The organism is Myxococcus xanthus, assembly GCF_013116825.1.
Taxonomy (GTDB): Bacteria; Myxococcota; Myxococcia; order Myxococcales; family Myxococcaceae; genus Myxococcus; species Myxococcus xanthus_B.
Genome location: NZ_JABFNS010000189.1, coordinates 1 through 13,154 on the forward strand (window position 1 = coordinate 1; position 13,154 = coordinate 13,154).

Sequence of the window (13,154 nt, forward strand, 5' to 3'; positions counted from 1 at the left end):
GTGCTGGGGGTGGTGCAGTCGGCGGGCGGGCTCGCGCGCGTGGTGGGGCCGGTGTGGAGCGGCTTCCTCTATTCGCGGCTGGGGCCTGGTGCGCCCTTCACCAGTGGGGCGGTGGCGGCGGGCGTCGCGCTGTTGGTGGGAGCTTCGCTCCTGCGGCGGCGCGTTCCGGACGCGCCGCCGCAGTCGAGCTTGAAGGTCTGAGCGCGGGGCCGCTTACAGGCAGTACCGCGCGAACGTCGGGCTGCTGCACAGGCTCTGGAAGGCCGCCAGGTTGCAGGTGTCGGCGCCGGGGCCGACGTTGCACGGATTGCCATGCGGGCTGCCGTAGTCGCTGCAGGTGAACTCGACGCGTTCGCCGAACAGGTGGGTGACGGCCACGGTGTTGTTCGCGTATTGGCCGTTGACGACGCAGCGGTCCAGGTCACCCGAGTGGTCCACGGTGTAGACGCCGTGGGACAGGAAGCCGGGGCACTCCACCGTGCAGCTCGTCGGCGACTCCGGCGGGCGGAAGCCATACATGAAGGTGTTCGGCTGGCCGGTGGTCGCGCCGAACGTCCCCGTGGGTGCGCCGGTGGGGCTCAGCGGGTCTCCGGTGCCGTTCCAATTTCCCTTGGCCAGCGAGTACGTGGTCGCGCCCACGGCGGACAGGGCGTTGAGCGCGTCAGCCTGGTTGCCCGCGGCGCCGTAGAACGTCCGGAAGGAGCGGACCTGTCCGACGGCGAGCGAGCCCAGCCGGAAGTCGAACTGCGCGCCCAGGTCACCCGGGCCCACGTTGGTGAAGTCACCCGTGCCGCCCATGAGCGAGTAGTTGATGGCCAGCGGGTCCAGTGACACGAAGTTGTTGTCGACCGCGCTCACCACCCAGGGGTTGCCCGCGGTGCCCGCGACGGTGACGTATTCGGAGAAGGTGTTGGGCAGGATGTCGTAGTCGATGCCGCGCGTGTAGCGCAGGTCGGAGATGAAGGCCGTGCCGATGTTCTCGATGAGGACGTCCACCTGGTACAGATGGTTCGTCACCGGCGACGGCGTGTAGATGTGCGTCACCCGGAACGTGTTCCCCACGCGCACCACCGACATGGTGGAGATGGGCGATGGCGCGTTGATCTCCACCGTGAGGTTGGAGGACGCGCCGCAGTCCGCGGAGCTGTAGCCGGAGATGCCCAGGTCGGCGCTCGCGACGCCCCAGCCCTCACACGCGCTCCCGGGCGCGGCGGCCTCGCCGTTGGTGGGCAGGTAGCGCAAGCCAATCGTGCGGGTGCCGAAGGTGCCGCTGGAGACCGTGTTGGTGGGGCAGGGGAGGTTCAGGTGCCCCGCGGGCGCGACGCCGAGCCGGACGACGCCGTGGTCGATCATCCCGGGACAGTCAGGCAGGGGCGGGGGGAGGAAGTGGGGCTCGGACGCGAGGAGGCGCTCCGCGCGCAACAGGGCCCTCGCGTTCTGGGGATGGATCCGTGCCTTCGCGTCGGTGGAGGCAAGCGCCTCCGCGCCGGAGGCCATCGCCTGGCCGCTCCAGGACAGGGCGCAGAGGAGTGCCGCGTGCAGAAAGCGCTGGGGATTCTTCGATGTGAGCATCCAGGTTCTCCTGTACCCGGCGAGGCCGGGCAGTGAGAGGGCCATGACCGGCCCGCCGTGCAGCCGCGGGGCCTGACCTGGATGCGCTGCCACTGGCGGCGGCGCCCGGTGGGCCCGAGGCGTCCGCAGCCTAGCCAGTTACGGAGCGTGCGTGTGCGTTGTGCTCGCTGTTACACGGACTCCGTGTGTGGTGACGGCGATGTGGCCGTGGGTGCTTCCTTGGAGGGGGGCGCCCTGTGTGCGGGCGCTGGGCCTGTTCTGTCGGAATGGGTTATGGACAGTGTGGAATCCTCCATTGAGGGCATCCTCAACGGCCCACCTGACCCGAGCACCCTTCAAGCCGACCTTCGTCCACATGAATCGCAGACCCGAGCTCGACATCCTGCGCGGAATCCTGCTCGTGTTGATGACGCTGACGCACCTGCCAACGCGACTGAACACGATCAGCAACCAGCCATTCGGATTCGTCTCCGCGGCCGAGGGTTTCGTCTTCCTGTCCGCGTTCCTCGTGGGCGTGGTGTACGCCAACAAGATTGAAGCGGCGGATCCGAACCTGCTGTGGCGCAGCCTCTGGCAGCGGGCGCTCAAGGTCTACGGCTACCACGTGGCGCTGCTGGCCTTCGCGTTCGCGGTCATCGGGACGTTGGGCATGGCGACGCACCGTCCCGCCATCCACAACCTGCTGGGCTTCTTCCACGAGGACCCCGTTACCGCGCTGTGGAGCAGCTTGTTCCTGCTCTACTGTCCACCGCTGCTCGACATCCTCCCGCTCTACGTCGTGCTGCTGTTGCTGACGCCCTTCATCCTGCTGGGCGCGCGCAAGGCGGGGTGGACGCGCATCCTGTGTCTGAGCGGGTTGGTGTGGTTGTCGGCGCAGCTGGGCTTGAAGCGCGCGCTCTACGATTTGCTGGTGTTCATCCCGGTGCTGCCGTGGCCGCCGCTGCGCATCGAGCTGTCGGGGGCCTTCGACTTCTTCGCCTGGCAGTTCCTGTGGGTGCTGGGTGTGTGGCTGGGCGTGGGCCGTGCCACGGCGCCGGAGAAGCGTGAGGTCGTCTCGCCCGTGCTGCTCAGCGGGGCGCTGGTGGTGAGCGTGGCGTTGCTGCTGATGCGCTACCAGGTGGGCATCTTCAGCATCGACCTGGACCTGTATGGCGCTCTCGTCGACAAGTGGACCCTGGCGCCCGTTCGGCTGGTGAACTTCCTGGCCGTGGCGCTGCTGGCGAGCTGGCTGAGCCCCAAGGTGTTCCGCTGGCTGCGCCCCCGCGTGCTGGAGGCGCTGGGCCGTGCGTCCCTGCCCGTGTTCTCCGTGCACCTGGTGCTGTGCCTGCTCAGCCTGGCGCTGCTCAATGAGAACGAGGACCCGCTGGCCGACTGGGAAGAGGTCGTCGTGCTGGTGGCCACGTTCACCGTGATGCTGCTGGTGGCGTGCAGACAGGCGGCCGCGCTGCGCGACAGTCAGACCCCATAGGGGGCTTCTCTGAGAATTCTCTCAGAATGCCCTCAAACGGCATGCGCGCGTCCTCCCTAGGGTGCGCGGCATGTGGGTCCTTCTCGTCACACTCCTCGCCGCGGCGCCAGCGCGAGAGTCCCCTCCACTCACCTTCGCCGAGTCCCAGGCGCTGGCCGCGAAAGCCGCGCTGCCCGCGAGCCTGGCGCGCGCCGTGGAAACGCGGCGTGTGTGGGACTCGCGGTTGCCGTGGCTCGCCGCCAACCCCACGCTCAGCGTGGTTCCGGGGCGGCGCGCCCAGCCCGAGGGCTCAGGCTTCGAGCTGACGGTGTCGGTGGAGCAACCGCTCTTCCTGTCGAACCTGGCGGGGGCTCAGCGCGACGCGGCGAGCGCGGAGACCCGGGCGCTGGAGCGGGAGGCCGTGGCCGCGCTGCTGAACCGTCGGCTGGAGGTGGCGCGGGCCTGGCTGACGCTCTGGTCGGCCCAGCAGGTTGCGGCGACGGCCGCGCAGGAAGCGACGTTGGCGGGTGCGCTGCGCACCTCTGTCGCGGATGCGCTGGCGCTGGGCGGCGCCACCCGGTTGGAGCTGGCCGAAGCGGAAGGGTTCGAGGCCGAGGCCCAGTTGGCGCTCCTGGCTCGCGAGGCGGAGGTGACCCACGCGCGGCTGTCGTTGGCGGTGCTGGTGGGCCGTCAGCCCGATGCGCACCTGGTGGTCGCGGAGGAACTGCCGGAAGTGGCGTTGCCGCCGCCTTCCGAAGAAGCGCGGTGGCTGGCGCGCGCCTCGGAGCTTCCAGAGGCGGAGGCCCGGCGCCTGCTGGGGGGGGCGGAGCGGGCCCGCGCGGCGGAGGTCCGGGCCGCGCGGGGCTGGCAGGTGACTGTGGGCGCGCAGGGCGTGCGTGAGTACTACGGTGGGCTCAGTGGCCTGCTGATGGTGGGCGTGACGCCGCCGATGTTCGACGCGGGGCAACGCGAGCGTGGCGCGCTCCTCGCCTCCGCTGAACGTCTGGAGGGCGAGGCCCAGGAAGCCGCGCTGCGCGCCTCCTCGGAGCTGGCCCTGGCGTTCCGTGAGCGCGAGCAGACCGCGGCGCAGCTCTCCGTCGTCGAGAAGTCCCTTGCGCCCAAGGCCGAAGAGGCCGCGCGGCTGGCCGACGTGTTGCTGCGCGCGGGCCAGAGCACGCTGCCTGACGTCCTGCGCGCCCGCCGCGCCCGGGCCGCCGCCAACATCCGGCTCGCGCTCGCCCGTGGCGAAGCCTCGCTCGCCGCCGCGCGGCTCCACCTCCTGCTCTCCGCTCTGCCATGACGCCCTTCGTCCGCCGTTTCGTCGCTGTTCCGATGTTCGTCCTGTCCGGGGCGTGCACGTCCGGTTCCTCCACCGCGGAGGTTCCTCCCGCGCCGCCCCCCGCGCGCTCCTCCGCGGCTTCGGCGTGGGTGCCCGTGCGCGCGGCGTCTCGCGTGGCCCTGGCGGAGGCCCCCGCGCTGGTGCTGTCCAGCCCGGACGCCGTCGCCGCGCTCTCCGCGCCGTTCCGCGCCCGGGTGCAGCAGGTGCGCGCGCGGCCGGGCCAGCAGGTCAAGGCGGGAGACCCGCTGGTGGAGGTGTTGATGCCGGAGGTGGTGGAGGCGGCGGGGGCCGCCAGCGCCGCCTCGCTGCGGCTGGAGGCCTATTCGCGGCAGGTGGAACGCCTGGAGGCGCTTCATGCCCAGGGCCTGGCGAAGCTGCCCGACCTGGCCGATGCCCAGACGCAACAGGCCGAGGCCCGCGCCGCCCTGGTCGCGGCGCACGCGGTGTTGCGCGTGGCGGGCATCGCTCCTGGGGAAGCCCGGGGCGTGGCGGAGCGCGGCACCGTCTGGCTCAAGAGCCCCATCGGAGGAATTGTCACCGAGGTGCGCGCGGTGCTGGGGGAGATGCAGCCCGAGGCCAGCGCCGCCTTGGTGCGGGTGGCTGCCGACGGCCCCACGCGCTTGGAGGCCCGGCTGTCCGTGCGTCCTCCCGAGGGCGCCAGTTTCGCCTTCGTGCCGGCCCAGGGCATCGTTGTTCCGGTGCGGTGGGTGGGCCAGTCCCCGGTCGTGGACGCCTCGGACGGAACGTGGCGCGCGTGGTTCGAGCCAGAGGACACCGCCGCCGTGCTGCGCGCGGGGCAGGGTGGCCGGTTGCGCATCCAGGCCGCGGCGGGCGAGGACACGGTGCTGGTCCCCGCGCGCGCCCTGGCCTTCGACAGTGCGCGCACGGTCGTCTTCACGCGCGGCGGCGAGGGGCAGCCCGTGCGCCGGGAGGTAGAGGTGCTGGCCACCTCCGGCGCGGAGGCTTTGGTGAAAGGGCCGCTGTCTGCCCGGGACGCGGTCGCCGCTGACGGCGCGGCGCTGCTGTTGGAGTCGCAGGCCGGTGACGGCGATGAGGTGACGCCGTGATTGAAGCCCTCGTGCGCTGGTCGGTGCGTCACCGGGTCTGGGTCCTGGCCCTCACGGGCGTGCTCGCGCTGGCGGGCGTCGCGGTGTCGCTCCGCCTGGAGCTGGACGCGATGCCGGACATCACCACCAACCAGGTGCTCGTTCTCACGCGTGCGCCCGGCCTGACGCCCGAGGAGGTGGAGCGGCTGGTGACGCGGCCGGTGGAGGTGGCCCTGGGTGGCATGCCCGGACTCGAGGAGCAGCGCAGCCTGTCCCGCTATGGCATTTCCTCTGTCACCGCCGTGTTCGAGGACGGCGTGGACCCGTACCGGGCCCGGCAACTGGTGCAGGAGCGCCTCAACGTGCTCGGCTCCACGCTGCCCCCGGGCGTGGACCCACCGGAGCTGGGTCCGCTCACCGGTGGGTTGGGCGAAGTCTTTCACTTCACGCTGTCCTCGCCGGAGCGCACGGGCGCGCAGTTGCTCGAGCTGACGCAGTTTCGCGTGGCGCCCCGCCTGCGTACGGTGCCGGGCGTGGTGGAGGTCAACAGTTGGGGAGGCCACCAGCGCACGCTGGAGGTGCGCGCGGACGCGGTGCGGCTGGCCCAGCGGGGCGTGACGCTCGCGCAGTTGCGTGACGCGCTGGAGCGAGCCACCGGCAGCGCTCCGGGCGCGAGCCTCCCGGTGGGAGAGCGCCACGTCCTGATTCGCGCCGTGGCGCGGCCTCGGGTGCCGGCCGACCTGGCGGAGGCGTTGATTCCCCGGCCTGGGGCCACGGCCGTGCGCCTGGGCGACGTGGCCGAGGTCACCGAAGGCGCGCTGCCTCGCATTGGCAGCGCCACCTCCAATGGGCGCGGCGAGACGGTCTACGTCATGGTGCAGATGCTCCGGGATGCCAATGCGCTCGCCGTGACGGGCGCCATCTCCGACGCGCTCCCCGATGTGCGAGCGCTGCTGCCCGAGGACGTGCGGTTGGACGTCGTCTACGACCGCGCCACGTTGGTGCGCGGCACGGTGCGCACCGTGGGCAAGAACCTGCTGGAAGGAGGGCTGCTCGTCGTGGGCGTCCTCTTCCTGTTGCTCGGCAGCGTGCGCGCCGGCCTGCTGGTCGCTTCCGCCATTCCGTTGTCCATGCTGGGCGCGACCACCGCCATGGTGGCGCTGGACATCCCCGGCAACCTGATGAGCCTGGGAGCCATCGACTTCGGCCTGCTGGTGGATGGCGCGGTGGTGATGGTGGAGGGCCTGTTCCACCGGTTGGCGCATCTGTCGCCGGAGGAGAAACAGCGTTCGCCCCGTGAGCACGTCGAGGAGACGGCCGTGTCCCTGGCCCGTCCCGTCTTCTTCTCCGTGCTCATCATCCTGCTCGTGTACCTGCCCATCCTGTCCCTGCGAGGCGTGGACGGGAAGATGTTCCGGCCCATGGCGATGACCGTCGTCTTCGCGCTGGGCACCGCGCTGCTGCTGTCGTTGACCTTCATCCCCGCCGCCGCGAGTTGGCTCATTCGCCCCGAGCACGTCCCCGCGCGTGAGCCACTGCTGGTCCGCTGGTTCGAGCGTCTCTACGCCCCGGCGTTGCGTCAGAGCGTGCGCCGGCGCGTGCCCGTGGCCGCCGTCGCCGTGTTCCTGTTGGCCGTGGGTGGGTGGGTCTTCGCTCACGCGGGCACGGAGTTCACGCCGCAGCTGGACGAAGGCGACATGGTGATTCAAACCACGCGTGTCCCCGACATCAGCCTGGACGCGGCGGTGAGCGAGGCGGGCCGGATGGAGCGAGTCCTCCTCGAAGCGATTCCGGAGGTCCGCCAGGTCGTCTCGCGCGTGGGCAGCCCCGCGGTGGCCACGGACATCATGGGCTTGGAGATGGCGGACGTCTTCGTGTCGTTGGCGCCGCGGGACGCGTGGCGGCCCGGGCTCACCCGTGAGTCGCTCATCGAGGAGATGGGGCAAGTGCTGGAGGCCCGTGTCCCAGGTGGAGACCCGGCCTTCACGCAGCCCATCCAGATGCGCTTCAACGAACTGCTCGGGGGCGCGGTGACGGACGTGGCGCTCAGCATCTACGGCGAGGACCTGACCGAACTCGGGGTCCTTGCTCGCCGGGCCGCGGCGCTGTTGAGCCAGGAGCCGGGGGCAGTGGACGTGCGCGTGCTCGCTCCGCCGGAGGTGCCGCTCTTGGAGGTGACGCCTCGCCCGCTCGATTCGGCCCGCGTGGGCCTGGGCGCGGTCGATGTGCTGGAGGCGGTGAGCGCGGTGCGCAGTGGCGTGGAGGTGGGCGCCACCTGGGATGGGGCGGTGCGCGTGCCCATCGTCCTGCGGTTGACGGGCGCGTCCGATGCCTTCTCCCTGGCCGAGCTGCCCGTCCCCACGGAGACGGGAGGCCTGGTGCCGCTCTCCCGCGTGGCGGACGTGCGGTTGACTTCCTCGCCCGGGCTGGTGAGCCGGGAAGGGGGCCAGCGCCGGCTGGTGGTGGGCTTCAACGTGCGAGGTGCGGACCTGGGGACGGTGGTGGAGCGGGCACGGATCCGCGTGGAGCAGTCGCTCGCTCCGCCTGATGGCTATCGGCTCGAGTGGGGCGGTCAGTACGAGACCTTGACGGAGGCACGGCAAAGGCTTTCGCTGGTGCTTCCCGCCGTGGCCCTCCTCATCTTCGCCGTGCTGCTATTCGCCTTCCGCCGCATGCGTCCTGCCTTGGCCATCTTCGCCAACGTCCCCTTCGCTTGCGTGGGTGGGATGATGGCGCTGGCGGCCAGGGACCTGCCCGTGTCCATCTCCGCGGCGGTGGGCTTCATCGCGCTGTCCGGCATCGCGGTGCTCAACGGCGTCGTGCTGATGTCGCGCGAACAGCGGCTCGAAGCGGACGGCCATGCTCCCGGTGAGGCGGTGGTGATGGCGGCCCGCGAGCGCGCCCGGCCCGTGCTGATGACGGCGCTGGTGGCGGCGCTGGGCTTCATCCCGATGATGCTCGCTCGCGGGGTGGGCGCCGAGGTGCAGCGGCCCCTGGCCACGGTGGTGGTGGGCGGGCTCGTCACCTCCACGCTGCTGACCCTGGTCATCCTCCCCACACTCTACCCATGGTTCGCGGGTAGGACGCGCACGCAGGCGCGTGCATGATGGGGTGAAGGAGGCTGGTGCCGTGAGGCTGCTGCTGGTGGAAGACGAGGAGCGGATGGCGAACCTGCTCCGGCGGGGGCTCGGGGAAGAGGGCCACCTCGTGGACACCTGCCGCACGGCGGAGGACGCGCTCGACCAGGCAGGCGAGGTGGCCTACGACGCCATCATCCTCGACTGGGCCCTGCCCGGCATGGATGGCGTGGCGCTGCTGCGGCGCTGGCGCGAACGCGGCTTGATGACGCCGGTGCTGATGCTCACCGCACGCGGCACGGTGGGGGAGCGGGTGACGGGCCTGCGCGCTGGCGCGGATGACTACCTGGTGAAGCCCTTTGCCTTCGAGGAGCTGCTCGCGCGCCTGGAGGCGCTGCACCGCCGCTCCGAGGGCCAGACGCAGTCCTGGGGCGGAGGGGCCATCCACATCGATGCCCGGCGGCGGATGTTGACGTGTGGCGACCGCGAGGTCGCGTTGACGGGCCGCGAGTTCGCCCTGCTGGGGGAGCTGGCTTCGCGCGCGGGCGAGGTCCACACCCGCTCCAGCCTGCTGGCGAAGGTGTGGGGCCCCAGCTTCGATGGGCCTCCCAACATCGTGGACGTCTACGTGGGCTACGTGCGCGCGAAGCTGACCGAGGTGGGCGCGGAGGGGGTGACCATCCAGGCGGTGCGTGGGGTGGGCTTCCGGTTGGTGATTGAGGGCGCTCGGTGAGGTTGGTCCGGCGGATGTGGCTGTGGGGCGCGGTGGTGCCCGTGGTGGCGGTGGTCGCCGCGCTGGGCGTGGCCGTCCAGGTGTTCCGCGTGGTGCTCGAGCGGACCCTGGACGAAGCCTTGCTGTCGCAAGCCGCGGCGGAGAGCGTGAGCCTCTTCGACGCTCCGGATGGGCGCCCGCATCTGCACGTGGAGCCCTCCCCGTTGGCGGGAGAGGTGCGTGCCTTCGTCCCCGCGACCCGGCTCTACGGGCCGGATGGGACGCTGCTGTCCGTCTTCCCGCCCGAGTCACCCACCGTCTACGAGCGGGTGCTGCCCGAGGACGGGCCCACGTCGCGGCTGGAGACGCAGCGCCTGGCCACGGGCCTGCGGCTTCGCGTGCTGACGGTGCAGGTGCGCTCGCCGAAGGGCGTGCCCCATGTCCTGCAGTTGGTGGCGTCCCTGGGGACGGTGGACCAGGCGGTGGGCACGTTCACCACCGTCGCCACTGTGCTGGCGCTGCTCCTGGGCGGGGTGCTGATTGGCATCCAGGGCTGGCAGGCGAGGGGGCTGGCGCGACGGCTTCACGGTATCGCGGACCAGGTGGCTCGCTCGCGCGACGGAGGCATGGCGGCCCCCGTGCCCGTGGACGAGCCCCGGGACGAAATCATGGAGGTGCGCCTGGCGCTGACCGAGGCCGCGGTGCGCGTGCGCGCGGCGCGTGAAGCGCAAGAACGCCTCATCGCGCGCGCCGCGCACGAGCTGCGAACGCCGCTGGCCCTCATGCGCACCGGCTTGGACCTGGCGCTGCGGCGCGAGCGTGGCGCGGAGGAGTTGCGCACCGTGCTGGAGGAGAACCGGCGCGAGGTGGACCGGCTGGCCAGCGTGGCTGGTGCGCTGCTGGAGCTGTCGGCGGCGGGCGGCGCCCTCGATTTGCAGCAGGGGGATTTGCGCGGGCTGCTCGACGAAGCCGTCGCGGGGGCATGGGCGGAGGCGGACCGTCGCGGTGTGTCGCTGCGCGTGGTGGGCCCCGACGTGGCCGACTGCCGGATGGACGCGATGGCCGTTCGTCGAGCGGTGGACAACCTGTTGGCCAACGCCCTCCGCTACGCGCCACGTGGGTCCGAGGTGCGGCTGGAGCTGGCGCACCGGGACGCGCATTGGGAAGTCGCTGTCCAGGACGAGGGGCGCGGCATCCCGGAGACGCACCGTGAGGACGTCTTCACGCCTTTCCACCGCCTGGAGCGGGACGCGGGGGGCGTGGGGCTGGGACTCAGTCTCGTGCGAGAGGTGGCGCGGGGCCATGGCGGCGACGCGCGCGTGGTGGAAAGCCCGGGGCCGGGCGCGCGGGTGCTGCTGACGCTGCCTGGCCGGTGAGCCCGGGAGCGTTCGTCGGGGCCCGGGCCGTGGCCCGGGTTCGCGCGTGTCTCCCACATCCGCCTCCGGTACAACGCCGCCGGAGTTCATCCCTTCCGACAACACAGCGTGGGGCGTATGGCCAGGGCTCGTCGTTCGAAGCAGCGATCCGATTCGTCAGGTACCCCCGAGCATGGTTTCGTGGAGGTGCGCGGCGCCCGCCAGCACAACCTGAAGAACATCGACGTCCGGATTCCTCGTGACGCGTTCGTCGTGTTCACCGGCGTGTCGGGCTCGGGCAAGTCGTCGCTGGCCTTCGGCACGCTCTACGCGGAAGCGCAGCGGCGGTACTTCGAATCCGTGGCCCCCTATGCGCGCCGTCTCATCGACCAGGCCGGTGTGCCGGAGGTCGACGCCATCGACGGGCTGCCCCCTGCCGTGGCGCTCCAGCAGCACCGCGGCGCGCCCACCACGCGATCGTCCGTGGGGAGCGTGACGACGTTGGCGAACTCGTTGAGGCTGCTGTACTCGCGCGCGGGCACGTATCCACGCGGCCAGCCGCACCTGGATTCGGATGCGTTTTCGCCCAACACGCCCGCGGGCGCGTGCCCCAAGTGCCACGGGCTGGGCCGCATCTACGACGCCACCGAGAAGTCGATGGTGCCGGATGACTCGCTCACCATCCGGGAGCGGGCGATTGCCGCCTGGCCACCCGCGTGGCACGGCCAGAACCTGCGCGACATCCTGGTGACGCTCGGCTACGACGTCGACCGGCCGTGGCGCGAGCTGCCGAAGAAGGACCGCGACTGGATTCTCTTCACGGACGAGCAGCCCACGGTGCCCGTCTACGCGGGCTTCACTCCGGCCGAGACGCAGCGGGCCCTCAAGCGCAAGGCGCCGCCCAGCTACATGGGCACCTTCACGGGCGCCCGGCGCTACGTGCTCCAGACCTTCGCCACGACACAGAGCGCGCTGATGAAGCGGCGCGTCTCGCAGTACATGGTGAGCGGCGACTGCCCCGACTGCCACGGGAAGCGCCTGCGCCGCGAGTCCCTGTCCGTCACCTTCGCGGGGCTCGACATCGGCGAACTGTCGCGTCTGCCGCTCAGTCAGCTCATGGACCTGCTCGCGCCCGTGGCGGATGGGACGGCCAAGGACGTGACGGCGCTTGCCCGTGCCCATCCGGAGAAGGCGCTGGTGGCCCAGCGCATCGCCCATGACGTGTTGGCGCGCGTCAACGTCCTGACGGAGCTGGGCCTGGGCTACCTGTCGCTCGAGCGCGGCACGCCTACGCTGTCTCCTGGCGAGCTCCAGCGCCTGCGGCTGGCCACGCAGGTGCGCTCCAACCTGTTCGGCGTGGTGTACTTGCTCGATGAGCCGTCCGCCGGGCTGCACCCCGCGGACACCGCGGCGCTGCTGAAGGCGCTGGACCAGCTCAAGGGCTCAGGCAACTCGCTGTTCGTGGTGGAGCACGAGGTGGATGTCATCCGCCACGCGGACTGGATTGTCGACGTGGGGCCCGACGCGGGGGAGCAGGGCGGACAGATTCTCTACAGCGGCCCGCTCGAAGGTCTGAAGGCGGTGAAGGCGTCCCGGACGCGGCGCTATCTCTTCGGCGACGCGGAGAAGCACCGCGGCACGCGGCGTTCGCCCAAGGGCTGGCTGCGCCTGGAGGGCGTGTCGCGCAACAACCTGAAGGCACTGGACGTCGACTTCCCGCTGGGCGTCCTCACCACGGTGACGGGCGTCTCCGGCTCCGGGAAGTCGAGCCTCGTGAGCCAGGTCCTGGTGGAGTTGGTGGCCGGGCACCTGGGCCATGCGGTGCCGGAGAGCGAGGACGAGGCAGAGGCGCTGGAGCGCACGGTCATCCACACCACCGGCGGCAGGATTGCCTCCGGCATGGAGGGCATCAAGCGCCTGGTGCAGGTGGACCAGAAGCCCATTGGACGCACGCCGCGCTCCAACCTGGCGACGTACACGGGGCTGTTTGACGCCGTCCGCAAGCTCTTCGCCGCGACGCCCGCCGCACGCTCCCGGCGTTACGACGTGGGGCGCTTCTCCTTCAACGTGGCCAAGGGCCGCTGCGAGACGTGCGAGGGCGAGGGCTTCGTCAGCGTGGAGCTGCTCTTCCTGCCCAGCGTCTACGCGCCGTGCCCCACGTGCCAGGGGGCCCGCTACAACGCCAAGACGCTGGAGATTCAGTACCGGGGCAAGAGCATCGCCGAGGTGCTGGGCATGACGGTGGACGCGGCCCACGACTTCTTCAGCGAGGATCCGCTGGTGCAGCGGCCGCTCGCCGTCCTGCGGGAGGTGGGGTTGGGATACCTGCGGCTGGGGCAGCCCGCGACGGAGTTGTCCGGCGGCGAGGCCCAACGCATCAAGCTGGCCACGGAGCTTCAGCGGGCCCAGCGCGGCAGCTCGCTGTACGTGCTGGACGAGCCCACCACGGGCCTGCACCCCTCCGACGTGGACAAGCTGATGGCGCAGTTGGAGGGGCTGGTGGCCTCCGGCAACACCGTCATCCTCGTCGAGCACGACATGCGCGTGGTGGCCGCCAGCGACTGGGTCATCGACATGGGCCCGGGCGCTGGGGACAAGGGCTGTCT

The 13,154-nt window shown here is 71.2% G+C and carries 8 protein-coding genes and 1 pseudogene; 8 read left to right on the top strand and 1 reads right to left on the bottom strand.

What is annotated here, in order from left to right; genetic code table 11:
• Positions 1-201, top strand: a pseudogene (locus HNV26_RS34400) (tetracycline resistance MFS efflux pump); the annotation flags it as partial.
• A 12-nt stretch (positions 202-213) separates the two neighbouring features.
• Here the strand turns inward: HNV26_RS34400 and HNV26_RS34405 are convergent.
• Complete coding sequence (locus HNV26_RS34405; protein WP_253817323.1) at positions 214-1,572, bottom strand: hypothetical protein; 1,359 nt, start codon at positions 1,570-1,572, stop codon at positions 214-216.
• 355 nt (positions 1,573-1,927) lie between these two features.
• Between HNV26_RS34405 and opgC the strand changes: the two genes are divergently transcribed.
• From opgC to HNV26_RS34440, 7 genes are all read left to right on the top strand, one after another.
• Positions 1,928-3,040 (top strand): OpgC domain-containing protein, encoded by a 1,113-nt coding sequence (gene opgC / locus HNV26_RS34410; protein WP_253817324.1) that lies wholly within the window; start codon positions 1,928-1,930, stop codon positions 3,038-3,040.
• A 70-nt stretch (positions 3,041-3,110) separates the two neighbouring features.
• Positions 3,111-4,319: a TolC family protein gene (locus HNV26_RS34415; protein WP_216613011.1), complete on the top strand. Its 1,209-nt coding sequence runs from the start codon at positions 3,111-3,113 to the stop codon at positions 4,317-4,319.
• The gene (locus tag HNV26_RS34420) at positions 4,316-5,425 is read left to right on the top strand and encodes an efflux RND transporter periplasmic adaptor subunit (RefSeq protein ID WP_171445136.1); all 1,110 of its coding nucleotides are present in this window, start codon (positions 4,316-4,318) and stop codon (positions 5,423-5,425) included. The genes HNV26_RS34415 and HNV26_RS34420 overlap by 4 nt, the downstream gene beginning before the upstream one ends.
• Positions 5,422-8,511 (top strand): efflux RND transporter permease subunit, encoded by a 3,090-nt coding sequence (locus HNV26_RS34425; protein WP_171445135.1) that lies wholly within the window; start codon positions 5,422-5,424, stop codon positions 8,509-8,511. Before HNV26_RS34420 ends, HNV26_RS34425 begins: the two co-directional genes overlap by 4 nt.
• A 22-nt stretch (positions 8,512-8,533) precedes the next feature.
• Entirely contained in the window at positions 8,534-9,214 is a 681-nt protein-coding gene (locus HNV26_RS34430) for a response regulator transcription factor (protein ID WP_171445134.1), read from the top strand.
• Positions 9,211-10,569 (top strand): sensor histidine kinase, encoded by a 1,359-nt coding sequence (locus HNV26_RS34435; protein ID WP_171445133.1) that lies wholly within the window; start codon positions 9,211-9,213, stop codon positions 10,567-10,569. Before HNV26_RS34430 ends, HNV26_RS34435 begins: the two co-directional genes overlap by 4 nt.
• A gap of 117 nt (positions 10,570-10,686) precedes the next feature.
• A partial coding sequence (locus HNV26_RS34440; protein ID WP_171452969.1) for an excinuclease ABC subunit UvrA occupies positions 10,687-13,154 on the top strand: 2,468 nt, incomplete at its 3' end.